Below are 25,228 nucleotides of genomic sequence, written 5' to 3'. Positions count from 1 at the left end.
GTATGCCATTAACTTGGAAAGACAGTGGCTTACGTTGGTATTGGGTAGCTGTATTGGTGTTTTTAGCCGATCAGCTATCTAAGCAATGGGTCTTAGCCAATTTTGATTTGTATGAATCAGTGAAATTATTGCCCTTCTTTAATTTCACTTATGTACGTAACTATGGTGCAGCTTTTAGTTTTTTAAGTGAAGCTGGAGGTTGGCAGCGCTGGCTGTTTACGATTGTTGCGATTGGATTCAGTACGTTATTGACTGTGTGGTTGCGTAAGCAATCGTCTTCTTTGTGGAAACTGAATCTAGCTTACACCTTAGTGATTGGTGGTGCTTTAGGTAATTTAGTCGATCGATTGATGCATGGTTTCGTGGTTGATTTTATCGATTTCTTCTGGAATAAGAGCCATTATCCAGCATTCAATATTGCCGACGCTGCCATTTGCGTCGGTGCAGTGCTGATTATTTGGGATGCATTTGTCAGCGGAAAGTCTGAAGCTGATAGCGCTGAAGGGGTTAAAAAGTGACTGTGACACGTTCATTATTATGCCACATGAACATTGTGCTTGCTGATGGCTCGACTGCCGATAGCACTAAAGCCTCGGGTAAACCGGCTCGATTAAATGTGGGTGATGGTACTTTAAGTCCTGCATTTGAGGCGCAGCTGGTGACGCTTGCTGAAGGTGATAAGCACAGTTTCACGCTTGAAGCGATTGATGCCTTTGGCGAATCCAATCCTGATGCTATCCATTATCTAGATCGAAGCCGTTTTCCGGCTGACATGAGTTTAGAGGCTGGCGTGATTGTGAGTTTTGCTGGCCCTGGTGGTAGTGAGATCCCTGGTATTGTCCGTGATGTTGCGGGTGATTCCATCACCGTCGATCTTAATCATCCTCTGGCAGGACACAAGATCACTTTTGAACTGGACGTAGTAAAGGTATTTTAAGATGAAACTCGATCCTACTAGCCCAAGTTTAAATATTATGCTCGCTAACCCGCGCGGTTTTTGTGCGGGTGTTGATCGTGCTATCAGTATTGTTGAACGGGCGTTGGAATTATTTTCGCCGCCTATCTATGTTCGCCATGAAGTCGTGCATAACCGCTATGTCGTGCAGAATCTGAAGGATCGCGGTGCGGTTTTTGTCGAAGAGTTAGATCAAGTGCCTGATAACAACATTGTTATTTTCAGTGCCCATGGTGTATCTCAAGCGGTGAGACAAGAAGCAAAGGCGAGAGGGCTGAGAGTCTTTGATGCAACGTGTCCTTTAGTGACTAAAGTACATCTTCAGGTGACACGTGCCAGCCGCAAAGGTATTGAGTGCATCCTGATTGGCCATGAAGGGCACCCTGAAGTCGAGGGTACTATGGGGCAATACGATAATCCTAATGGTGGCGTTTATCTGATTGAATCGCCTGCAGATGTTGAAGCCTTGGAAGTTCGCGATCCCAATAATCTCTGCTTCGTGACACAAACTACTTTGTCTGTAGATGATACTTTGGACATTATTGTTGCGTTACAGAAAAGGTTTCCCTCTATAGAAGGTCCGCGAAAAGACGATATTTGTTATGCAACGCAGAATCGTCAAGATGCGGTACGCAATTTATCTGCAGACGTTGATTTGTTGATTGTTGTTGGCTCAAAGAACAGCTCTAACTCTAATCGTTTACGCGAGCTAGCATTGAAAACAGGAACCCAGTCTTATCTAGTGGATACTGCAGATGACGTTGAGTCTAGTTGGTTTGATAATGTTACACGTGTAGCCGTCACCGCAGGAGCTTCAGCCCCCGAGGTCTTAGTCCAACAAGTTGTTCAAGCAATCGCTAAGCTTGCCCCTAGTGTTGTGACTGAAGTTGAAGGGCGTAAAGAAGACACTGTTTTTGCTGTGCCAGCCGAATTACGTTAAATCTGTGTACTGTTTAATCGTCAATAAAAAAGAGGCTATAAGCCTCTTTTTTATTGTCTCAAATTCATTCAAAGCATAATGATGTCAATGCTTATGTGCTAATGTTACTGGCTACTTACATTTTACTCATCTATTATTAACTGTTGGTAATTTTTATCGTAATACTAAGATTTTTAAAGGTAAATAGCTGAAAAGCTTGTCAAAAATATGACTAAAATCGAAAGGTTGGCACAAAGGGAATTTCAACGGGGCTTCTCATTAATTGAAGTGCTTGTTGCGTTAGTGATCTTAGTCATTGGCTTAATTGGCATTTTTAATCTGCATATTGTTGCAAAGCGTGGCAGCTTTGAATCCTTTCAGCAAACTCAAGCCTCCTATTATGCAAACGACATAATTAATCGAATGAAGCTGAATAGAGCGCAGCTGGGTAATTACGCTGGTGAGTATACTGGCTCTCTTAATAAACCAGGCAATGTTTGTGACGTTGCTGTTGGCGCAGTGAGTATATGTACTCCAGAAGAGACTGAAGCTTGGGATCTTTACCAGTGGGAACAGAGTTTTATGGGGGCTGCTGAAGTTATGGATAGCCAGAATGTTGGTGGGTTAGACTCTCCAACAGCATGCATTAATGTAGATGGTTCAACTGTAACGGTCGCAATTGCGTGGAGAGGGATCCGAGAGGGCGCGGGTACAAGTTATTCTGGGAGTGAATGTGGAGAAGATATTGGTACGCGTAGGCGGCTTTTTATTCTTTCGACAATGATTATTTAGGTTAACTATGTATGGATAATTTAAAAAATTGTGAGAAAGGGATGTCGCTGGTTGAGCTAATGGTCTCTATGGTCATTGGCTTATTTCTCACTCTTGGGCTTTTTGGCATGTTTAGTATGTCTTCTTCCAATGTGATCACAACGAGCCAGTTTAACCAATTGCAAGAAAATGGACGAATTGCTTTGTCGCTCATGGAAAGAGATATTAGTCAGTTAGGTTTTATGGGGGACATAACGGGAACTGATTTTGTACTTGGAACCAATATGACCTTGAGGGATGGTGTTGCAAATGATTGTATTGGTGCAGGCGTAAATAACGGTACTTTACCTAATGCAGAACCTGCACACTTTAGGCGTCTATGGGGATATGAAGAGGGCGAGAGTGGGGATACATTAAGTTGCTTATCAGGTGTGAATCAGAATACGGATGTCATTCAAATTAAAAGATTAGTTGGCCCACCAGTGACTAATCCTAATGGCGAGCGTTTTTATATGGCTGCAACTTCGAGTGAAGCTGTGATGTTTAAAGGCGGTAATCCTCCCAATCCAGTACTCGAAAATGCTCGTTTTTGGGAATATCAGCATCATATTTATTTTATTAAAAATGATGGTTCTGTACCTGTTCTACGCCGAAAAACATTAACCAAGAATAATGGCATGAATAACGAAGAGCAGTTAGTTGAAGGCATTGAGAATATGCGTATTCTTTATGGTTTTGATAGTAATGGAGATGATACCGCCGATAGTTTTATGCCAGCAGAAAATGTAACCACATTAATGTGGGACAACGAATTATTTCAAAGACTTGTTGCCTTAAGGGTTTTCTTGTTGGTTCGCGCTATTGATGAAGATAAAAGTTACACCAATGAAACTACTTACACTCTGGGCGATAAGGAAATTAAAAATTTGAATGATCATTATCGACGCAAGATAGTTTCGACGACTATGGTGCTTGCTAATCCAGTGTTAATTAGAAATTAGAAGGTTGGTAAGATGAAAAAGCAAAAAGGAATTGTATTATTTTTTGCACTTATCATATTGTTGCTTATGACTATTATTGGTGTCGCTTTGGCTGTTAATTCGACCCAATCTATGCGTATGTCTGGAGCAGGATCAGAACGTATAGAGGCTAAGTCTGTTGCTGATGGTGGCTTAGAGGCGGCAATCGAAGCCAATAAAGGTGCTAGCTTAGCCAAACTATCTGAGATTTCATCAGTGGTTGAATTTGGTTCTAACCAAACGTTAACGCCAATTCCTTATGAAGTTGATGCTGCAGGTAATGTTGTCATTAGTGCAAAAGATGTTGGATGCCAGCGAAGTACAAGGCCAAATAGTGGTAATTTAATTAGCTGTCGGCGTGTTGAGATTAGTAGTACAGCAGAATTTGGTAGAGATAAACTGGGCCAACTCACTGTTGTCGCAGGTGTGGAGCAAGAAGTTTTAACTGGGAGTTAGATATGATTATTAAAAAGCTGGCTTGTTCTATACTACTTGCGCTGACTTTTGTGTCGGCTTTCTCCTTTGGTGACGATACTGAGTTATATGTAAAAGAATCAACAACTCGAACGGGCGCAAGACCTAAAGTGCTCGTTATATTTGATAACTCAGGAAGTATGTCAACTGAAGAAATTACTCAGGTTGTAGATTATGACCCTAACTATGACTACCCAGCCGTAAGTGGTTCTGGGTATAGTGATACTCTTATTTATTATGCTGTTGGCGGTGGGGGATTACCCACCCCTGATACTAGCTCTGATAAGCGTAATTTTAAAGCTAGTTTAAATGGATGTAGTCAAAGCAAAGCTGCATTAGCAGAGTTTGGTCGTTTTACTGGGTATATAAGAGAGTTCACATCAAGTGGTACTACTGGCGTTTGGAAAGAACTACCTGAAACAAATGGTACTGCAATAAAAGTAATTGATTGTTGGGAAGATATTTCTCAAATAAATCCGAGTAATTCATCATCATATCCTAATGGATTTCCTGCTAATGGGGTAACAACGGGATCAGGTAGTAAAAAGAAAGCATATCCATATTTTACTTCTTCACTACCAGGAACAACTTGGACCAATGCTTTAGCCGCAGCCAATAATACTGACTTTGGTGTTGGACAACCTATTACCTTGTACACTGATAATTACCTAAGATGGTACGGATTATCTAAAGCGGGAAAATTACCAACGGTAAAAGTTTCAAGACTAGAAATTGCGAAGAAAGCGATTTCTAATATTATTAGTTCAACTCCAACAGTGGATTTTGGACTTGCTGTATTTAATTATAATTATCCAAATGAAGGTAATCGAGACGGTGGTCGAATTGTATCTGGCATTACTCAGATGACGGATAGTACGCGTGCGAGTTTATTAACTACTATTGATAATTTGCTGGCAAAAACAAATACACCACTATGTGAGACTATGTATGAAGCTTACCGTTATTTTGCCGGTAAGGGCGTTAAATATGGTCATAGTGATACAGATTATGGCTCTTATGTTGGAAATAAACCACCGTATGACAGCTTAGTGGAGAAGAGTGGTAACTACGCAAGTCCATTTAAAGTATGTACGGATATTGCTTATGTTATCTATGTCACTGATGGTTCTCCAACAGTTGATAAAAATGCGAATAATGACGTTATTAGTTTAACTGCCACAGGAAGTAAAGAAGGGGATTACTCTTCATTTTCTAAAAATCTAGATACAGCAAGCTATTTGCCCGCATTAGCTAGTTATATGTTTAATAACGACTTAATTAACAAGTTGGACAGTTCAAATACTGAACAAATGCAGAATGTTCGTACTTATACTATTGGTTTTAGTAAAGGTGCAGAAGATGCCGCACCTTTACTTGCTGAGACGGCTAAAAGAGGTGGTGGTTTATATTTTGCTGCTCAAAACAGTCTTGAACTACAGAATGCACTTAATGATGCGTTATCAAATATTTTGAATATTGATTCAAGTTTTACATCTCCAAGTATTGCTAGTAATAATTTTGATAGGACTCAGACATTTGATGCCGCTTATTACGCTATGTTTCTCCCAGGCAAAGGACCTCGTTGGAGCGGTAATTTAAAAAAATTAAAAGTAACCGCAGATGGAACATTGGTTGATAGTAAAGGGAATGCAGCTATAGCAGATAACGGTAATATTAAAGATGGTGCCTGTACTATATGGTCGGATTGTGTTGCGCAAAAGGATGGGAATAAAGTTGAAGTCGGCGGAGTCGCGGCACAAATCAGAAAGCAAGAAGTTAGGAGTATTGTAAGTAACTTAAATGGGTCCTCCAGTTTAACGCCCTTAACACTTGCTAATGCACAAACTGCAGCAGGCGGTGATGCTGCGCTAGCTAGCTATATGAGAACTAGCGTAGATGAGCTTGCTAATACGTTAAATTGGCTTAATGGGATAGATGTCGACGACGATAATAAAGATGGTAGTACGACAGATAAACGTAATGATGTTATGGGTGATCCTCTTCATTCTAAGCCACTTGCACTCAATTTCGGCACAAAAAACGCGACTGATATTCGTATCATGCTTGGCACTAATCAAGGTGTTGTGCATATGTTTAAAGATGCGGGCGAATCTGTATCAGAGACTTGGGGCTTTATTCCCTATGAGTTATTGCCTAATTTAACAGAACTGAGAAGTAATGATCCTTCAGGTGTACACACTGTATACGGAATGGATTCTTCTCCAGTTGCTTACACAGAAACTGATGCTGAGGGTAAAGTGATTAAAGCATGGGTTTATATGGGGATGCGTCAGGGGTGGCTCGTCTTATTATGCCCTCAATGTGACAAACCCTGATAGCCCTTCTCTAATGTGGACTATTAATCCATCAACAGATGGTTTTTCTGATCTTGGACAAACATGGTCTGAGCCTATAGTGACGAAAATCGTTGGTTATGAAAAGCCTGTACTCATTTTTGGTGGTGGCTACGATGTTAGTTTTGATGCAACTCCTTCATCTTCTCCGGTAGGTCGTGCGGTCTATATTGTCGATGCAGAGAAGGGAACTTTGATTCATTCATTTGGTGGCTCTGCATCGGGTGCAACAGTACTTTCGGGTATTCAGGATAGCATTCCAAACTCAGTCGCCGTACTTGATAGTAATAATGATGGGTATACAGATAGGATTTATGCCTCCGATGTCGGTGCAAATGTCTGGCGCATTGATCTTCCAAGTGCAAGTAAGTCGAGTTGGAGTGCATTTAAATTTGCTTCTTTAGGTGGTACTGATAGTAATAATCGTCGTTTTTATGCAGAACCTGTTGTAGCACAAACGATGTTTACTAATTTATCCGAAGTTAAGGTGGCAACAGAGAGTGGTACTACTACGACTAAAACTTATCAAAATGTTCCCTATGATGCGGTGGTGATTGGAAGTGGAACGCGACCCCACCCATCATCTACTGATATCAATGATATGTTTTTTACATTGCAAGATCGTAATGTGGTGACTAAGAGTTTTACTGGCGGTGATGTTCCCGAGGCGATCACAATCAATGATCTCTATGATGTGACTTCTACTGCACCTGCGTCTGAAGCCGACAACATAAGTTTCGGTAAAAAACTCGGCTGGTTCTATGATTTTAGTGGTCTAGGTGAAAAGAGTTTAACAGCTGCCTTGATTGTCCAAGGCAAAGTTTATTTCACTTCTTATTCTCCCCCTGCTGACTCGGTTGCCGATAACGTTTGTTTAGTGTCTGGTTCTGGCAAGTTATATCCGTTCGATTTGCACAAAGGAACGAGATCCTTTTCTCAATTATATTATGAACTGGGTGAACGTGTACCGGATACACCGCAGATTGTTATTCCTGCACCTGAATCCGGTAAAGATCCCTATATCTATATTATTGGAGTTGGTAAAGGTGAGAAAAATGAAAATGGGGATTATACAGGTACAATCAACGTTGCTTCTGGGTTAGGTGTTAATAAAATTTATTATCATATAAATGAATGAGTTATTAATTTATGAAGGTTCAACTTAAAGGTTTTACCCTGATAGAGGTGATGATCGCCGTCGTGATCATTGGTATTTTGGCATCGATTGCATACCCTTCTTATACGCAATACATTGCTCAGAGTGCAAGATCAGAAGGGTTAGCTGCTTTGATGCGTATAGCAAACTTGCAGGAACAGTATTATCTCGATAATAAAAAATATGCTACTGATTTAACAAAACTTGTAGGGGCAAACCCTTATATCACTGAGCATAAACATTACTCTGTATCATCAAGTGGTGAATCAAGCTTTACGATTAAGGCAGTTGCTCAAGGGGTTCAGGCTAGCCGTGATGCCTCGTGCTCTTCTTTAACAATATCAGATACTGGGGCAAAAGGTCCGAGTGCGGAGTGTTGGAAATGAAATTAATAAACCTCTTTATAACGGTGGCTTTCTTACCAAGCTTAGTTTGGGCTGACTCTGGAGCAACAGTCAGCGAACAAGACTTCAAATGCTACATTGCATCAAAGAAAAGTGCTGAGATTGCCTTCTATCATTGGAAGAGTAGTGAAATGAATGTGAGAATGGCTAGCCTTGTTGGTACTACTCGCCAATCAAATGATGGATCGAAATATTACATCTATAGTGTTGAGGAGTGTGTCGCATTAAACGCTGAATTTACTAATACTAAGGCGCAAGTTTTGGATAAGTTAACACCTAGATAAACATCTAACATGTATTTTTAAATATTAACAACGAACGATTTAAGGATAATATTATTTTAGGGTAGTGAACGGTAGATTTAGTCTACCATAGTTTATGTGCAGCTTTTCCCATCTGCGCCCTCTTTTATTAAACCTGAAGTGCTAATGTTGATGCTTTTAGAATTGTCACTTTGCCCATTTGAACAATAGATAATTGATGTTTCAACTGAGACTAAACCATCGGGTGTAAAATCAATTTTTTTATCGGCGGGCCCTGATAGGGAAATTACATCGTGTGTATTGAAACTATCGATCACTTTCAATACATTCTTGGCACCCCCATTGTCAATATATACACTGAACCCCTTATTCCAGTCTGTGCCGCATGGTGATGCCGCGTATGGGCAGACTGTTACTGTTGCGCCATAGTTGACAGCTTGGTTTCTTGCAAAAGCAAACACATCACTAATTTTTCGTATTTCATTAGCGCTGCGTGTCCCTTCGTATAGCGACGTAAGTGATGGAACCCCTATGGCTAGTAGGATTGCTGCTACGGCAATTGTGACCATCAGTTCGACTAAGGTAAATCCTCTTGAAATAATTAACATGTAGCTATCCTCGTTAAAACTTAGCTAAGTATATGCGAGGAGACTCTAATGGTCAGTATCTATTCTATATTTTCAATATACCCAATAAATTGATTTTCTTGCTTTTTATATAATTAAATTTAAATAGGGAGTATATATTTAAATTTAATCGCAATTGATATTTTTTGCGGTAGAAAGGCGAACTCTACCCGCCTGATTAACAACGATTGCACGGGAGTTTTTGCTATCAATTGTTCGTGGGCAATACTTGAAAGTACCATTACTTCCAGAAGCTAACCCATCAGGTTGAAATTTTATCGAACTTTTATTGTATGTTAAAAAATCTTTCGAATCGAATTCATCAATGACCTTAATAATTTTATCGTTAGCATCGAAGCTTTCGACTACACCTGTATCAATGAAAATTGTTAATCCCTTTTGCCAATCTTGAGTGCATTTTCCATTTACGAGTGGGCATACTGTGACCCTATAACCATAACTAACAGCTGTATTTCGCGCAAATTGAAGTGTCTGCTGGATAGTTTTAATATTAGTATCAGCTCTTATCTGATCGCTGAGCTCGGTCAAGGAAGGAGCTCCAACTGTTAACAAGATTGTTGAAATCGATATCGTAGTGATAAGTTCTATCAGGCTAAAGCCTTTTCGATGGAAGTTCATAACAGATCCTTGTTATTTTACGCTTGCATCCCGCGAGCGAGTTAGTGCTGGTTAGAATGTAAGTATAAAATCTGAGGCAATATTCATAGTACTTTTTTTAGACTTTTATGTGCTAAAAGCGATTTTATAGAAACTGTGTTTTATGAGTAAAGCACTACATTCACTTCAATATTGACGTAACCCCGTGTAAGCTAGTGTTATTCTGTTTGTTTATGTTATTGCAAGGGATGAGGAATTTTTAATGAAAAAAGTTGAAGCCATTATTAAGCCATTTAAGTTAGATGATGTGCGCGAATCACTTGCAGAAATTGGTATCACTGGGATGACGGTACTGGAGGTTAAGGGTTTTGGTCGTCAGAAAGGGCATACAGAGTTGTATCGTGGTGCCGAATATATGGTGGATTTTCTGCCAAAAGTAAAAATAGAGTTAGTGATCCAAGACGATCTGCTCGACCAAGCAATTGATGTCATTGTTGAAACGGCCCGCACAGGCAAAATTGGTGATGGTAAAATTTTTGTCACTGATGTTGAACGTGTTATCCGTATTCGAACGGGTGAAGAAAACGAAGAAGCGGTATAAACTGCTTACGAACGATTCTAAAGGGCCTAGTGGCCCTTTTTTGTTGCCTAAGCATGTGGAAAAACTAAATAGTACCGCTAGGTTTCTGAAATATCTTTAATGGAAAATAGCCTGTTTTACTCAACTAATGTAGTTATCTCTTATCTGTAACATGGTATAACTTAGCCTCGCAAATGAGTTTTATGAGGTTGTCATTTTGGCTACAAAAAGAATAGTGATCGTGGGTGGTGGTGCTGCTGGTTTAGCGCTTGCATCGAAGTTGGGCCGTAAATGGGGCGGTAGTGATGTCGTCGATGTGTGCTTAATTGATAAAAGTCCTATTCATATATGGAAGCCTAAATTACACGAAGTCGCTGTTGGTGTGATAGATCAATCTATTGAAGGTTTACTCTATCGCGATCATGGACTTAAAAACGGTTATCGCTATATTCGTGGTGAGATAGAGCAGTGTGAGCCGGATGCTAAATCGATTCAGTTAGCCGCAGTCTATAATGATGAAGGTGAGTTGCTCCTAGAGCAGCGACAAATCAATTACGATTTTTTAGTGCTTGCATTGGGTGGAGTTTCTAATAGTTTCAATACATTAGGTGCTGATGAGCATTGTATTTTCTTAGACAGTCTTGAAAATGCCAATTTATTTCATCATAAATTACTCGACGCTTTACTCCAATTAAATGAAACGCAAGAAAGAGTCAGCATTGGTATTGTCGGTGCGGGTGCGACAGGTGTTGAATTGGCAGCAGAGCTTCATCATGTCATTGAGTCTGTTAAAGAGTACGGTTATCTGAATATCGCGAAGCATCATCTTGATGTGCATTTGATTGAAGCGTCACCCAAAATCCTTCCTCAATTACCAGAGCGTGTAAGCGCTAGGGCTCAAGCTGTTCTTGATCAGATTGGTATACGTTTACATATCGGTGTTCAAGTTAAAGAAGTGACTCGTGATGGTTTCATTACCCAAGATGGTGATGTGATTAAAGCAGGCTTAAAAGTATGGGCTGCCGGTGTCAAAGGGCCAAAAGCATTTCAGCATTTTGCAAAACTGCCCATTACTCCGCGAAATCAGGTAGAAGTTGATGATTGTATGCGAGTGAAAGGTCATCAAGATATCTACGCCCTTGGTGATTGCGCTCTATTGATCCAAAGTTCTGGCCAGCCTGTTCCACCAAGGGCGCAAGCAGCAGCTCAGATGGCTGATACCTTGTTTGATAATATCGTTAATCGATTACAAGGTAAGCCTGAAAAGGCCTTTATTTATAAAGATTACGGCTCATTAGTGTCTTTAAGCCGCTTCTCTGCGGTAGGCAATTTAATGGGGAACCTACGTTCTGGCACTTTCTTTGTTGAAGGCCATATAGCAAGATTGATGTATATCTCTTTGTATCAGAGGCATTTAGCCAGCCTTTATGGTTGGTTTTCGGCAATTGTGTATCGAGTAGCACAAAAGTTATTGAAGTGGCAGCGTCCGAAGCTCAAATTACATTGATTTCTATGTGATTTAGGAGATAGAAAGAGAGCAAATATGCTCTCTTTTTTATTGTTTAGGAATTGCCGACGAGTCACGAATGATAGGTTCTGGTGTAAAGGTTCTAGAATATATGGCATCTTGCTCGCGACGTTTTGCTATTAATAATTCAGTAGCAACCTGAGCAATTTCTGCGTTTGGCTGATGTACTGTGGTAAGTTTAGGCCAGGTTTGACGTGAGAATGGGCTATCTTCGAAACCGACAATTGATAAATCAACGGGTATGTCTAAACCCGCTAAACGAGCCGCAAAAAGTGCACCAGCGGCAATTTCATCGTTACAAGCAACAATCGCCGTCGGGCGATTTTTTAGTTTGATGAGCTTGTTAGCACCATCAACACCGGACTCAAATGAGTACTTCCCTTCAATTATGTAGTTTTCATTCAGCTTTAGGTTATTTATTGTTAATGCCTGTTTAAAACCAAGTAATCGCTCTTTGGTGGATTCATGGTGTAAATCTCCGCTTAAAAAAGCGATATGCTTGTGGCCTAAATCAATCAGATGCTGGGTGATTTGAACTGCACCGAATTTATCGTTGACTAAAATAGTCAACCCATTCTGATCGTTGTCCTTTTCTCCCGCAATAATGCGCACATAGTTAGCATCAATTTCAGTGAGTGCTTTGAGTACTTTAGGATTTTCTGACAAGGGAGGTGTTAGTACTAATCCTGCGAGCCTAGAATATTTGACTAGTGCTGTAAGCTCATCACATATGGTCTCTGATTTGGCATTGCAAGGGTGGATGACAAGTTCATAGCCCTTGTCTTTACAGGCTGACAAAATCCCATTTTGCATATCAATAATATAGTAAGCGTTTGGATTATCGTAAATAAAACCAATAGCATAGGATTTAGTTCCTGCTAGATTTCTTGCTGCTAAATTAGGTTGGTAGTTAAGTGCTTTTATCGCCTCGTTCACTTTGTCAACGGTGGCCTGCTTCACTGAAGGTTCGTTATTGGTTACACGGGATACTGTCTTGATAGACACTCCAGCATATTTAGCTACGTCGTTGATAGTGACTTTCATTGATGTAAAAACTCTTTGTCTAAGGTCGCGAGGGGTTAACTGTTCTATGAACGTAAATTCTTTACCTGCAATTTACAAGCTTACATTTTTTATCAGTTTTTTCTGACTTATACATCTTATAGTGCGAGCTTTTGATGTGCTTAGCAATCCTGAATTGTTACAAATTGGCGTTAATTTATCATTGTTATAATTATGCTGAGAGTTGTAAATTTACGTCATAATATTAAAGCTCATGTTTTATAATGGTTTTTAATAAAACTACTGATTCAAAATTCTGCTTTATGACATTTTTTTGCTTCCATCGTTATTTTGTTGTGGCAAGGCTGTTAATTATTGTGTAATGTTTGCACTAGACATGACAGCGTTGTCATTCCTCGGGGAATGGTTATGAATACTAAAACGATAATAAAGTTATGGAAGGGAAACGAGATGCGACCATCAACCTTTAAGAAAACTGTACTAGCTACAAATATTGCTATCCTACTCGGCAGTGCTGTATCCATTAGCGCTGTTGCTGCAGACGCCGTGGCAACCACCGCAGCACCTGAAAATATTGAAAAAATTGAAGTTCGCGGTATGAGAGCATCAATGAAGGCATCAGTTAACGACAAACGTTTTTCTGATGCTGTAGTGGATGCGGTCACAGCAGAAGATATTGGTAAATTTCCAGATGGAGATGTGGGTGAGTCTTTAGGACGCATTCCTGGTGTTGCGGTTAATCGTCAATTTGGTCAAGGCCAACAAGTATCAATTCGTGGTGCTTCAAGCCAGTTAACCAGTACTCTATTAAATGGTCATTCTGTGGCTTCAACGGGTTGGTTTGATCAACAAGCTATTGACCGTAGCTTCAATTACAGTCTATTACCACCAGAAATGGTGGGCGGTATTCAAGTTTTCAAATCATCTCAGGCAGATATTGCCGAAGGTGGTATTGGTGGTACTGTAATTGTTAAAACCCGTAAACCATTAGATTTAGATGCAAATTCTGTATTTTTAAGTACAAAGGGGGATTACGGCACTGTATCTGAAGAGATTGATCCACAAACCTCAGGACTTTATAGCTGGAAAACGGAAGATGAAAAGTTCGGTTTCTTAGTCGCAGGTTCTTTAGATAAAACTCAATATCAACGTAATGGTATCGAATCTTTACTAGGTTGGGGAGAGATAGTTCCGACCACATTCCAGCAAGACCGAGAGCGTACCGCTGTTAATGCTGCATTCCAATACAGACCAACTGATAATCTTGAGTTTGGTTTGAATTTGATGAGCCTTCAACTTGATGCAAACAATGCTAATACTTCAATTTTCTTATTTCCTACTCAGCAGGGTGAAAATACTTGCCTTAAGAAAAATGCTGCAGGCGTATGTACATTAGTTGAGCACACAGGTAAAGGTGGATTTGCTTGGGCTCAAACTTGGGCACGTAAAGCGAGTATGTCTTCTGACACAATTGATTTGGATTTTGCATATCAGGCAGATGCTTATAAGTTAGAAGGTCGTATTGGTAAGACCAAAGCTGAAGGTGGTACCGATTTAACTTCAAACTATGGTCAGTCTATTGGTAAACCTGAAGATTTCGCGGGTATCTATGATGCTACTGGCGATGTCATTGATATTAACATTGCAAACAACGCATTTGATGCTTCTGATTTTAATGGAAAATTAGAAACAGCGGGTTGGGCTCTAAAAAAACAACCTAATACGGATGAAGAGTCCTTTGCGACATTTGACATTACTATTCCTGTTGAGCTAGGTGCTATTACGTCATTTAAATCAGGCATTAGTTATGCCGATCATGATGTTACTCAAACTACCGAGGCTGCTCAATCCTCTAATATAGTAGCAAAAGATGCATCAGCTTATTATTCTGGTACTATGTCATCTGGCGCAGGCTTCACCTTACCTAAGCCCATTTTTGATAACATGATTAATGATGCCTATGCTGCTATCGATGGTTTTACTCTCGATAAATCAGGATATGGCACACTGCAAGAAAAGAATTTAGCGCTCTATACTATGGCTACATTCGCTGGTGAAGGCGTTCGTGGTAACTTCGGTTTAAGATATGTGTCTACTGATGTTGAATCTGATTATTATGCGTTCAGCAAAACAGGTACATATGCTGATGGTTTAAGTACTGATAAAGCCAGCTATAACGATGTTTTACCAAGTGTAAATATTGCATTTGACCTTGCAAGTGATTTAATTTTAAGAGCCTCAGCAGCTCAAGTTATTTCACGTCCAAATTATGCCGATTTATTCGCAACCTCTAAGTTACCTGGCTTCAACGATGGTACTCCTGGTAACGAGAAGAAAGTCACCGGTAGCGTAAATTTACAACCTTTCAAAGCTTCACAAGCAGATGTAAGTTTAGAATGGTACTTCAGTGGAGAAGGTTTATTTGCAGCAACTTACTTTATCAAAGATGTAAGTTCATTTATCTCTACAAGAGAAAAACTGAATCAACAAATCGGAATTGAAGATCCCAACCTAATCACTGCAGGTGGTAGTACATGTGGTGCGGGTATTTACGATTGTTGGACTGTAAGTGAAAATTATAACGCTAATGGTGGCTCAATTGATGGTATCGAACTTCAGTTACAAGATTCATTCGATAGTGGTTTAGGTTACTCAGTTAACTACACCTTTGCAGACGCTTCATCACCAGCTGAAAACTATGCAGACCGTGTTGGAGTATTCTCTGACTCATCCAAACATACTGTAAACTTAGTTGGTTACTACGAAATGGATGATTTCTCAGCTCGGGTAGCTTATAACTGGCGTTCTGAATATATGATGCGTGAATTACCAGGGTTCTATGGTAACCGTGAACATCAAGCGTATGGCACCTTAGATTTAAGTGCTAGCTATAATCTAACAGATTATCTGTCGTTAACTTTTGAAGTGGTTAACTTGCTTGAAGAAGATAGCGTACAAAAAGGTGTATCTCCAGTGGATGCAGAGGGGGTTATTAGTGAATTTAAAGATAATTACCCTGTATGGAGTTTTGATGGTGAAGCCCGTTATAAACTCGGTGTTGCGTTGCGCTTCTAATTTAATTAGTTAGATTAATAAGAGCCTAGCAATTGCTAGGCTTTTTATTAAGCACTAAACTGCGTTAAATTAAAAGTAGTAATATTAAAGGGCTAATGGTTATCCAATATATGACTCAATGTGTTCATGCTTAATTGTAGGATCATGCTATGATTATAAGAAAAGTAGCGATAGTTGGTGGTGGGACATCAGGTTGGTTAGCTGCTAATCATTTAGGACTGGTTTTAAAGAACAATCCAGAACTCTCAATTACGCTCATCGAATCTCTAGATATCCCCATTATTGGTGTTGGTGAGGGGACTGTTCCCTCAATACGTAAATCATTATCAAGCTTTGGTATAAGTGAGTCAGACTTTATTAAATCTTGTGACGTCACTTTTAAACAGTCAATAAAGTTTGTAAATTGGCTCGATCGAGCAAAGCACGGAAACAATAATTTTTATCATCACCTTTTTGATATGCCGAGTCCATTGGGTGAGGATTTGACACCATATTGGTTAACTCATCCAAGAGAGCACTTTGCCGATTTAGTCTCGCCACAGCATGCCGTTTGTGAGGAAAATAAAGGACCTAAGTTTATAACAACTCCGGAGTATGGTGGCGTTATGGGTTATGCTTACCATCTTAATGCCGCAAAGTTTGCTAAGTTATTAGCTAAAAATGCCATTGAACGATTTAATGTTGAACATATTTATGCAACGGTAAATGATATTTCTTTAGAGAAAGATGGTTCTATTTGTTCATTGTTGACAGATAAAGGAGAGTTATTTTTTGATTTCTATATTGATTGCAGTGGTTTTGAATCTATTTTGTTAGCAAAAAGATTTGATGTACCATTTATTGATCAATCACACCAACTCTTCATTAATACAGCATTAGTTGCTCAAGTGCCCACACAGGCTTTAGATCAAATTCCGCCATTTACGATTGCAACGGCTCATCAGGCAGGGTGGATTTGGGATATTGCCCTCACGCAAAGACGTGGAACTGGTTTTGTCTACTCGACTGATTATATGAGTAATGCTGAAGCTGAAGATACATTTGATCAGTACTTAGGTGGTCAACTTGCCGATCTTTCACATAGAAAAATTGCTATGAAAGTTGGTTATCGTCAGCAGTTTTGGGTAAAAAATTGTGTTGCATTAGGCTTAGCACAGGGATTTTTAGAACCGATTGAAGCGACATCTATTCTACTGACGGACTTTTCTGCACGCTTTCTTGCGGAGCGATTTCCTTCCGATAAAGATGATATTGATTATCTTGCTAAGCGCTTTAATGAAACAGTTTCTCAAGCGTGGGAGAGAGTCGTTGAATTTGCTAAGTTACATTATTGTTTATCCGACAGGTCAGACTCTGCTTTCTGGCGTGATAATCGCACCGGTGAAACTATTCCTGAAGGCTTAAAACAACGTCTTAAAATGTGGCAAGATTTTATTCCAATCGCAGAGGATTTCCCTTCAAAGTTTGAAGTGTTCAACAGAGAAAATTATTTATATGTGCTTTGCGGTATGAAGTATTCTACTCGACCAACTTATAGCAATGCAGAAGTTGATCAACGCGTTGTTCAACATCTGGCTAAGATGACGTTGTTAAAAAGTAAAATGATAAGTGAGTTGCCAGATCATAGAGAACTACTTGATAAAATCCGTCTCTACGGATTGCAATCTATATAGAATTGTACGAGTTATATAGAAAATATTAACAAGGAAAATAAAGATGACAACACATTATGTCCCTTTGAATGATTCTATTCATAGACACTTAAAAGTGAAAAATATTATTGACTATAAAGTTTTTGAAAAAATGCACATGTTGCCTCTTCAGGTTCAAGAGTTCATGTCAGCAGCGACGAGCTTTCCTATTATATTTACCAAAAATTCTCAAACAGGTGAATTCTTACCTGTAGCAGTTACATCTTTAAAAGAGAACTCGAACAAATTGATGATAAATGGTAGATGGATTGCTCGTTATTTACCTATTCAAGTTCAATTGTATCCTTTGGGTGCGAGTTATATTGATAATAAAATAATTATTGGAATTGATCTAAATAACTCGTCTGTGTGTGAAAACGGTGAAAATTCTTTGTTTACAGCTGATGGCGATAATACTGCTTATCTCAATACGCAGCTAGAGTTGGCCAGTCTTCAGGCTGACTATCAGGAAATGACAAAACATTTTATTAAGACTTTAATACAGCATGAGCTATTACAGCCTAGAACATTAACAGTAAATGCTCTGGACGGTACTAAGACCAATATTAATGGTATTTATACCGTTGATGAACAAAAAATTCATGAACTAGACGAAAGCGTTATGCTGGATTTTGCAAAATGTGGATTTTACTCTGTGATTTATGCACACCTTTGTTCTCTTAGTTTAATTGATTTAGTTATGGATAAATAACATTTAAAGAATGGTGTCATGCTGTATTGGTGGCATCAAATTATACGATTTATTTATGCTAGTTTTAAATTTAAGTAATGAATATGAATCACTTATAAATTTCTAACTCGCCAACATTACGCTACCCGTCAAAATGATCCAAATGGAGAAAAAGAGTTTTAATACTTTTACTGGGAGAAAGAGTGCTAATTTACGAGCGAGTAATCCTCCGATAATGGCGCCAGGGCCTGCGAATAAAACTAGCTCAAAGAGGGCATGGCTATTTGTTGGAAAAATATGGATAGGGCTTGCTGACCAAACTGTAATCGCAGAAACAACAACGCCAGTGGCGACCGCCATTTTGGCGCATAGTCCCCTTATCATGAGATAAATGACGACTAATTCACCGACGCCTACCGATAACCAAGCTGTGATAATACCGCCGAAATAGCCAATGAGAGCGAGCCAAAGAAAATCGACCGGCATTATAGAGCGAGTGATTTGTGTGCTACTTTTGCTACTGATAATGATGGCGATACCAAGCACTATCGAGAAAATGCTAAAGCTGGTGTGTAGCGAAGAGGGCGAATTGAGTTGTAGTAATTGGCTACTCCAGAAACCTAAGACAGAAAAGAAGGCTGCAAGTAATGATGCTTTTACAAAACCAGACCATGCATCATCTTCTCGGTGGTGCTTTTTATAATGCAGTGACCATGAAATCGCGCCTGCTGTCATGCCAAAGCATTGGATCATAAATGAAGTCGAGACACTTTGAGACTCACTAAAGTTGAGGCTCGAAAATACCGGAATAAAGATGACGCCACCGCCAGCTCCTGTCGAGTTTGCAAATATCGCTCCTGTGATTCCTAGAAAAACGAAGCGTCCATATTCTTGGATAAGATCAAATAGCGAATGAAAATGGCTCGCCTAAAATAACCAAGCTCCACAGAGTAGTAATATCAAACTGAGGTTTAGGTAATATCGATTTAAGCGCGGAGCAGGCTGGGTATTATTGGGCACAAGTGTGTTAATGGGATTCATCAATAGCTACCGTGATCTTTGTCATGTTATCGCTATGTTATCAATGAAAGACAGCGTTGTCACATAAGCTTGAATAAATAAATTAAACATTTTAAGTATATGAAAAATTAGCATTAATTATGTATTTTCATAAAAAATAACAATAATTGTCAAAAAAATGTAGAAATCCTGTTCTTTCTTGTGTACTTTAATAATGACAACGCTGTCATCTGCTTGTGTGACGCGTTGTTTGTAAGGTCTGCATGAGAGGATGAGGTCTCCTTATCATGTGTTTGGCAGGAGTATTGCTGTCGGGCGGCGATACGTTTGTCTTTGATATTTTGATAGTCTCTCCCCAGAAACTAGCGTGGGCTGGGTACTGTAAGCAGTGCCCAGCCATTTTTTTAGGATGTTTTACGGTATTACTCAATTGCCTACCTCAGCACTTGAACGTTAGCGGCATAGATAAATAAAACTCACTGGTATAAACCAGATAATAAAAGAGGCTGCAATTTATGGCGATTCATTTAACGGCTGTGATGCGTGTCATTGCAATTGGCATGACGAGTGTCATTGCCCATATCACCGCACTCATCATGACAAGAAGAACGGTTGGCATACCCCTGTTTATAATGGCATTAGCGTTTTTTTCGGCATTTTCCTCTTTTGCTGTATTTGCTACCGACACAGCTATAAACCATTTAGCTTCAAATTCTGATGTGTCTAAATCGTCTGCACAGGTTTCAAAAAAAATCACCACCGCGATACAGCAGGAATGGTTACTAAAGTTACTTGATGAAGCACTGCGGCGCTCGGATTCGGGTTATCAAGCGCAAGAAATGTCGACTCAAATGAATCAAAAGCGCAAGGTCGAAGAAGCACTCGCTGGGACAGTCGACGTGTTTTGGAGCATGACCTCAAAGGAATTGGAAGAAACTGTGCTTCCCGTGCGCATTCCATTGTTTAAAGGGTTACTCGGTAATCGGCTGCTGATTATCCGTAAATCGGATGAGGCACGATTTGCTAATGTGAAAACCATGGCGGATTTTAGGCAGTTAAAGGCGGGGCAAAATCGTTATTGGCCCGATGCAACGATTTTAGAAGCCAATGGATTACCCGTCGTCACTAGCTATCAGTACACCAATTTATACCCCATGTTAGAAGGCGGGCGTTTCGATTATCTTGCCCTCGGCGCCCAGGAAATTGGCGAAGAACTCGCAAATCACCCCGATCCCGCACTTAAGGTCGATAGCCATATCCTGCTGCAATATCGTTCGCCAGCTTATTTCTTTGTTTCCCCTAAGCGCCCCGAACTTGCTGCGGCCATTTTAGCCGGGCTTGAAAGTATGGTAAGCGACGGCTCTTTTGATGAGATGTTTAATCGCGAGCTTAAAATTGAGCAACTGTATCGTGAGGCTAAGTTTGAACAACGGGTGATTATCCGTCTTGATACACCTGATTTAAGTCCATTAACACCAATAGAACGCACAGAATTATGGTTAGATCTTTTTAGTATGCAAGGTGCAAAATAATGAAAACATTAGCCTTAAAAGTACAGATTGGATTAGCGGCAGCAATTTTTATGATTGTTAGCGTTCTGTTCGGTGCATCTTACTGGTTGGCGAGCGATAAATTGGCCGCCAGTGAAACTGAGTTTGAAGAAAATACCGTCGCCAATTTACAAGTGACCATGGCGCAGCCCATCTTCACCTACGACTATGAGCAGATCCGTGCAGTGCTATCTGTGATGCTTAAATCTGCGCAGATTTATCATATTGTCGTGAGTGACCATCGCGGTAAAGTGTTAGCCGAGAGTCAACAGGCTCAAACAGTGGCCGATGAGTATCTAGTGAAACGTGAAATTCAATTTGCTGAGCAAGGTAACCCAACGGGCCAATTGGCTATTCAGTTTTCTATGTTGCCTATTCGCGCTCAGTTGTCAGATTTACTCTTAGGTTATTTCTTGCAGGCGTTGTTAATTCTCGGTGGCAGTTTATTTGTTATCTTCATTATTCTTAAACGTTTAGTGATTAATCCACTTGGGAATGTGGTCCGTGCTATGGAAGAAATTGCCAGCGGTGACGGCGATTTATGCCACAGATTACCCGTTGAGAGTCAGGATGAGATTGGTCAGCTTGCCAAGGCATTTAATGGTTTTGTTGAGCAAATTCACGGCACGATTTCCAGAGTGCACGAAACCTCAGGGCAATTACTGGGCGATGCCAAAGCGCTTGGTTCACTGTCGCAAACCAACAATGATCGTGTGCAAACCCAATTAAAAGAAACCGAGGCGGCAGTGACGGCTGTAACTCAGCTGAGCGCCAGTGCCAATGAAGTCGCCATTAATGCGAAACGCACCGCGGATGCGGCGAGTCAGGCCGATAAAGCGGTCGATGACAGCCAGCGGCAGTTCGATTCGGGATTAGACATTACTCGTAAACTGGCATCTGAATTAGCCCGCTCGGCACTGTCTGTTTCACAGTTACAGCAAGAAACGCAAAAGATTGATGAAGTCGTTGTAGTCATCAACAGTATTGCCGAACAAACCAACTTACTGGCGCTTAATGCTGCGATTGAAGCGGCGAGGGCGGGTGAACAAGGGCGCGGTTTTGCTGTGGTTGCCGACGAAGTGCGTACGCTGGCGAGCCGAACCCAACAGGCAACTGGTGAAATACAGAAAATGATCCAGCAGGTCCAGAGCCGAGTGGCCGAAACGGTCACTGTGATGCAAGCGAGCCAAGCCCTCTCAACTCAGGGCGTTAACCGCTCAGAAGAAATTAAGTTAGTGCTTACTAAAGTGACTGATTTAGTCTCAAATATCAGTAATATGAACATCGAAGTTTCCCATGCGGCACAGGAGCAAACCTGCGTCACCGAAGCGATTTCTCGCACGTTAAATGATCTTGCCAATGTCTCAGGTTCAGCCTCACTCGATAGCGAGCACTTAGCGCACTCGAGCGAGCGACTGTTTCACCAAGGGGAAAGACTGCGGACGTTAGTAACTTCCTTCAGATTATAGCCATTTCTGGAGCTAGATAAGGATAATCATGAATAAAACACTTTCAGCAAGCGCCATTTTACTGGCTTTAGGATTAGCGGCCTGTTCCGAGGCGCCTGTGACGCCTTCCGCAGCGTCAGCCGATAAGGCTGTAGCTCAAACACAGCAAGCTCAGGACGCATTAACTCAAGCGCAGTTACAACAACTCGGGGATTCGTTAGTCGTAACTTACCGTGTTGTGACCAATGTGCCAGACGATAAGTGCCTAAAAGATAAAGCCGATGGCCGCTGTTTTGTCGCTCAAATTGATTTCGTCCCTGGTATGGATTTAGCCAGCCAAGATTGGGAAATTTATTTAAGCCAAATGCGCCCTGTGCAATCGGTTGAAAGCGGTGAATTGACGATAACGCACGTTAAAGGCGATTTACATCGTATTACGCCAACGGCTGCTTTTAAGGGATTTGTTAAGGGCGAGAAAAAGCAACTGACATTCCGTGGTGAGCCGTGGCAATTGGCTGAAACCGACGCTATGCCAAACTATTACCTCGCAGCAAAAGGATTAGAGCCCGTCATTATCGCCAGCACTCAAGTGGGTAAAGATGCCGAAACGGGTTTAGAGACGCGTCCGTATGTTGAAGGGTTTACGAATTTTAAAACCCAATATCAACGCACTGAAACGGATAAACTCGCGCCAGCCGATGCCGCGCAATTATTTAAAGCCAATCGAAGCGTGAGTGACGATGCCGCCTTGGCTGTGGATACCATTATCCCAACGCCACAAAAGGTGAAGATCCATTCAACCGATACACCAGTATCCCTTGCTGGTGGTATTAAGCTCGAATATCAGCATGATAACCCAGAGCAAAAGCGTCAAGTTGCGGCGGCGGTGGTACGTTTAGCTCGCCTAGGTGTGGCTGAATCTGCTAGTGGCATTACGGTGAAATTTGCCAGCCAAAAAGGGGATGAGGGCAGTTATCGCTTAGATATTCAGCCAACTGAAATTGTGATTGCTGCCAATGATGCGGCGGGCTTCTCTTACGGTTTGTCATCATTAGCAAGCCTTGTGGATGTGAATTCGCTGAAAGTGAATGCGATGACCATTGAAGACAGCCCACGTTATCTGTTTCGTGGTATGCACATTGATGTGGCACGTAATTTCCACAGCAAACAATTGTTGCTGGATTTGCTCGACCAAATGGCGGCTTATAAGCTCAATAAACTGCATTTACACATGGCTGACGATGAAGGTTGGCGACTCGAAATCGACGGGCTACCTGAGCTGACCGACATCGGTAGTAAACGTTGTCATGATTTAGATGAAAATTCCTGCTTATTACCGCAGTTAGGCAGTGGACCGTTTGGCGATACTAGTGTCAATGGCTATTACACTAAACAAGACTATATCGACATAGTGAAATATGCTGAGGCGCGTCAAATTCAAGTGATCCCATCGATGGATATGCCGGGTCATAGCCGCGCCGCGATTAAAGCGATGGATGCGCGTTTTCGTCGATTACAGGCTGAAGACGTAGAGCTTAAAAACACGGGCAAAGTGCAAGTTGTCCCTGTCCAGGAAACGGCAAATCAAGCTAGCACAGCGGTAAAAGTGTTAGATGCGGGCGCTCGTCAATTGCAAGCTGAAGGGAAAACCACTGCAGCTGAGCAATATTTGTTATCCGATGCAAACGACAAAACGGTTTATTCTTCAGTGCAATATTACGACGACAACACGCTTAACGTCTGCATGGAATCGACTTATCACTTTGTCGATAAAGTGATTGATGAAATTGCCAAGTTACACCAAGCCGCGGGTCAACCATTGACGCGTTACCACATTGGTGCCGATGAAACGGCGGGAGCTTGGAAACAATCTCCGCAGTGTTTAGCATTTGTCGCCAATAACGATAAAGGCGTTAAGTCGATAGATGACTTAGGCGCTTATTTTATTGAACGAATTTCGACTATGTTAGCGGCAAAAGGCATTGAAGCAGCAGGATGGAGCGATGGTATGAGCCATGTTCGTCCTGAGAATATGCCCGCTAAGGTGCAGTCTAATATTTGGGATGTGATTGCCCACAAAGGTCATTCGCGCGCCAATCAGCAGGCGAATCTCGGCTGGGAAATCATACTTTCTAATCCTGAGGTATTGTACTTTGACTTCCCCTATGAGGCCGATCCTAAAGAGCATGGTTATTACTGGGCGAGCCGCGCGACCAATAGCCATAAAGTCTTTAGCTTTATGCCTGATAATTTAGCCGCTAACGCCGAGCAATGGACCGATATTGAAAATCAGCCATTCGAAGCGGATGACAGAATAAAACTTGATGAGGCGGGTAACAAAGTCTCGGGTCCAAGGGAGAAAGGTAAACCCTTTACTGGCTTGCAAGGGCAGGTTTGGAGTGAGTCGATTCGCAGTGACGATACGATTGAATACATGGTGTTTCCGCGTTTGTTGATGCTGGCTGAGCGTGCTTGGCATCAAGCTGCGTGGGAAGTGCCTTATCAGTATCAAGGCGCTGTGTATAACCAAAGCTCTGGGGCTTTTACCTTAGCCATGCGTGATGCACAGGCAAAGGAGTGGCAACAACTTGCGAATACCTTGGGCCACAAAGAGTTTATCAAGCTAGATAAAGCGGGGATTGATTATCGCGTACCGACGGTCGGCGCCGAGATCCGTGACGGTAAACTGTTTGCTAATATTGCCTATCCCGGGCTCAAACTTGAATACCGAAGTCTAAATGGCCAATGGCAAGCTTATCAAGCGGGATTGGCGGTCACTGCACCGATTGAGATCCGCGCCATTGCGGCCGATGGTATTCGTAAAGGCCGAAGTTTAATCGTTAACTAAATCAATTTTTATATCTGGCTGTATTTTAAAGATAAAATACAGCCTTTTTGTTTTTCTGTGTCAGTGATTCCCTAAATTTGATTTTAGATCATAAATCACTTAAAAAAGTAAATGACAACGCTGTCATTTTTGCTGTAACATTGAGTTAACTAAAGTTGAGCGCTGTATTAACGGCAAATAATAAGCAACGGTAGCGCTGCATTGATAGGTGAAGA

Annotated in this window: 20 protein-coding genes and 1 pseudogene; 17 read left to right on the top strand and 4 right to left on the bottom strand. The window is 41.0% G+C overall.

Annotated features, from left to right (window positions below; genetic code table 11):
* Positions 1 to 2: 2 nt before the first annotated feature.
* The 9 genes and pseudogenes from lspA (at position 3) to HQQ92_RS14375 (ending at position 8,336) form a co-directional block, all read left to right on the top strand.
* Positions 3 to 518: a signal peptidase II gene (gene lspA / locus HQQ92_RS14415; RefSeq protein WP_173246249.1), complete on the top strand. Its 516-nt coding sequence runs from the start codon at positions 3 to 5 to the stop codon at positions 516 to 518.
* Positions 515 to 937: an FKBP-type peptidyl-prolyl cis-trans isomerase gene (gene fkpB / locus HQQ92_RS14410; RefSeq protein WP_028760921.1), complete on the top strand. Its 423-nt coding sequence runs from the start codon at positions 515 to 517 to the stop codon at positions 935 to 937. The genes lspA and fkpB overlap by 4 nt, the downstream gene beginning before the upstream one ends.
* Before the next feature lies 1 nt (position 938).
* Positions 939 to 1,895, top strand: coding sequence for a 4-hydroxy-3-methylbut-2-enyl diphosphate reductase (gene ispH, locus HQQ92_RS14405; protein ID WP_028760920.1), 957 nt, complete (start codon positions 939 to 941; stop codon positions 1,893 to 1,895).
* Between the two features lie 183 nt (positions 1,896 to 2,078).
* Complete coding sequence (gene pilV / locus HQQ92_RS14400; protein WP_173248674.1) at positions 2,079 to 2,666, top strand: type IV pilus modification protein PilV; 588 nt, start codon at positions 2,079 to 2,081, stop codon at positions 2,664 to 2,666.
* 11 nt (positions 2,667 to 2,677) lie between these two features.
* Positions 2,678 to 3,646 (top strand): PilW family protein, encoded by a 969-nt coding sequence (locus tag HQQ92_RS14395; protein ID WP_028760918.1) that lies wholly within the window; start codon positions 2,678 to 2,680, stop codon positions 3,644 to 3,646.
* 12 nt (positions 3,647 to 3,658) lie between these two features.
* Positions 3,659 to 4,120 (top strand): PilX N-terminal domain-containing pilus assembly protein, encoded by a 462-nt coding sequence (locus HQQ92_RS14390; RefSeq protein ID WP_105249936.1) that lies wholly within the window; start codon positions 3,659 to 3,661, stop codon positions 4,118 to 4,120.
* A 2-nt stretch (positions 4,121 to 4,122) separates the two neighbouring features.
* Positions 4,123 to 7,630 (top strand): annotated as a pseudogene (locus HQQ92_RS14385) (pilus assembly protein).
* An 11-nt stretch (positions 7,631 to 7,641) separates the two neighbouring features.
* Complete coding sequence (locus HQQ92_RS14380; protein WP_028760915.1) at positions 7,642 to 8,034, top strand: type IV pilin protein; 393 nt, start codon at positions 7,642 to 7,644, stop codon at positions 8,032 to 8,034.
* Complete coding sequence (locus HQQ92_RS14375; RefSeq protein ID WP_028760914.1) at positions 8,031 to 8,336, top strand: TapY2 family type IVa secretion system protein; 306 nt, start codon at positions 8,031 to 8,033, stop codon at positions 8,334 to 8,336. Before HQQ92_RS14380 ends, HQQ92_RS14375 begins: the two co-directional genes overlap by 4 nt.
* 92 nt (positions 8,337 to 8,428) lie before the next feature.
* On the opposite strand, the gene HQQ92_RS14370 is transcribed toward HQQ92_RS14375, so the two are convergent.
* Positions 8,429 to 8,923: a GspH/FimT family pseudopilin gene (locus HQQ92_RS14370; protein WP_028760913.1), complete on the bottom strand. Its 495-nt coding sequence runs from the start codon at positions 8,921 to 8,923 to the stop codon at positions 8,429 to 8,431.
* Between the two features lie 144 nt (positions 8,924 to 9,067).
* Positions 9,068 to 9,580 (bottom strand): GspH/FimT family pseudopilin, encoded by a 513-nt coding sequence (locus HQQ92_RS14365; RefSeq protein ID WP_105249932.1) that lies wholly within the window; start codon positions 9,578 to 9,580, stop codon positions 9,068 to 9,070.
* Between the two features lie 241 nt (positions 9,581 to 9,821).
* Here HQQ92_RS14365 and glnB point away from each other — a divergent pair, with 241 nt between their 5' ends.
* Both glnB and HQQ92_RS14355 read left to right on the top strand, forming a co-directional pair.
* Entirely contained in the window at positions 9,822 to 10,160 is a 339-nt protein-coding gene (gene glnB / locus HQQ92_RS14360) for a nitrogen regulatory protein P-II (protein ID WP_028760911.1), read from the top strand.
* 196 nt (positions 10,161 to 10,356) lie between these two features.
* Positions 10,357 to 11,646, top strand: coding sequence for an NAD(P)/FAD-dependent oxidoreductase (locus HQQ92_RS14355; RefSeq protein ID WP_105249931.1), 1,290 nt, complete (start codon positions 10,357 to 10,359; stop codon positions 11,644 to 11,646).
* A 48-nt stretch (positions 11,647 to 11,694) separates the two neighbouring features.
* On the opposite strand, the gene HQQ92_RS14350 is transcribed toward HQQ92_RS14355, so the two are convergent.
* Positions 11,695 to 12,711: a LacI family DNA-binding transcriptional regulator gene (locus HQQ92_RS14350; protein WP_105249930.1), complete on the bottom strand. Its 1,017-nt coding sequence runs from the start codon at positions 12,709 to 12,711 to the stop codon at positions 11,695 to 11,697.
* Positions 12,712 to 13,140: 429 nt separating this feature from the next.
* On the opposite strand from HQQ92_RS14350, the gene HQQ92_RS14345 reads away from it, so the two are divergent.
* The 3 genes from HQQ92_RS14345 to HQQ92_RS14335 all read left to right on the top strand — a co-directional run bounded on the left by HQQ92_RS14345 (position 13,141) and on the right by HQQ92_RS14335 (position 18,168).
* The gene (locus HQQ92_RS14345) at positions 13,141 to 15,765 is read left to right on the top strand and encodes a TonB-dependent receptor (RefSeq protein ID WP_105249929.1); all 2,625 of its coding nucleotides are present in this window, start codon (positions 13,141 to 13,143) and stop codon (positions 15,763 to 15,765) included.
* A 149-nt stretch (positions 15,766 to 15,914) separates the two neighbouring features.
* Positions 15,915 to 17,438: a tryptophan halogenase family protein gene (locus HQQ92_RS14340; RefSeq protein WP_173246247.1), complete on the top strand. Its 1,524-nt coding sequence runs from the start codon at positions 15,915 to 15,917 to the stop codon at positions 17,436 to 17,438.
* A gap of 43 nt (positions 17,439 to 17,481) precedes the next feature.
* Positions 17,482 to 18,168: a SapC family protein gene (locus tag HQQ92_RS14335; RefSeq protein WP_173246244.1), complete on the top strand. Its 687-nt coding sequence runs from the start codon at positions 17,482 to 17,484 to the stop codon at positions 18,166 to 18,168.
* A 102-nt stretch (positions 18,169 to 18,270) separates the two neighbouring features.
* Here HQQ92_RS14335 and HQQ92_RS14330 read toward each other — a convergent pair whose 3' ends face one another.
* Complete coding sequence (locus HQQ92_RS14330) at positions 18,271 to 19,011, bottom strand: sulfite exporter TauE/SafE family protein (RefSeq protein ID WP_309247087.1); 741 nt, start codon at positions 19,009 to 19,011, stop codon at positions 18,271 to 18,273.
* Positions 19,012 to 19,682: 671 nt separating this feature from the next.
* Here HQQ92_RS14330 and HQQ92_RS14325 point away from each other — a divergent pair.
* From HQQ92_RS14325 to HQQ92_RS14315, 3 genes are read left to right on the top strand one after another with little or no spacing between them, the layout of a single operon-like run.
* Positions 19,683 to 20,699, top strand: coding sequence for an ABC transporter substrate-binding protein (locus tag HQQ92_RS14325; RefSeq protein ID WP_173246241.1), 1,017 nt, complete (start codon positions 19,683 to 19,685; stop codon positions 20,697 to 20,699).
* Positions 20,699 to 22,186 (top strand): methyl-accepting chemotaxis protein, encoded by a 1,488-nt coding sequence (locus HQQ92_RS14320; protein ID WP_173246238.1) that lies wholly within the window; start codon positions 20,699 to 20,701, stop codon positions 22,184 to 22,186. The genes HQQ92_RS14325 and HQQ92_RS14320 overlap by 1 nt, the downstream gene beginning before the upstream one ends.
* Before the next feature lie 28 nt (positions 22,187 to 22,214).
* A complete protein-coding gene (locus tag HQQ92_RS14315) occupies positions 22,215 to 25,013 on the top strand; it encodes a family 20 glycosylhydrolase (protein ID WP_173246235.1) in 2,799 nt (932 codons plus the stop codon).
* Positions 25,014 to 25,228: the final 215 nt, after the last annotated feature.

Origin of the sequence: Shewanella sp. DC2-4 (assembly GCF_013248875.1) — a bacterium.
Taxonomy (GTDB): Bacteria; Pseudomonadota; Gammaproteobacteria; order Enterobacterales; family Shewanellaceae; genus Shewanella; species Shewanella oncorhynchi.
The sequence above is the reverse complement of the archived record's forward strand: the minus strand, read 5'-3'. Positions and strand labels throughout refer to the sequence as shown.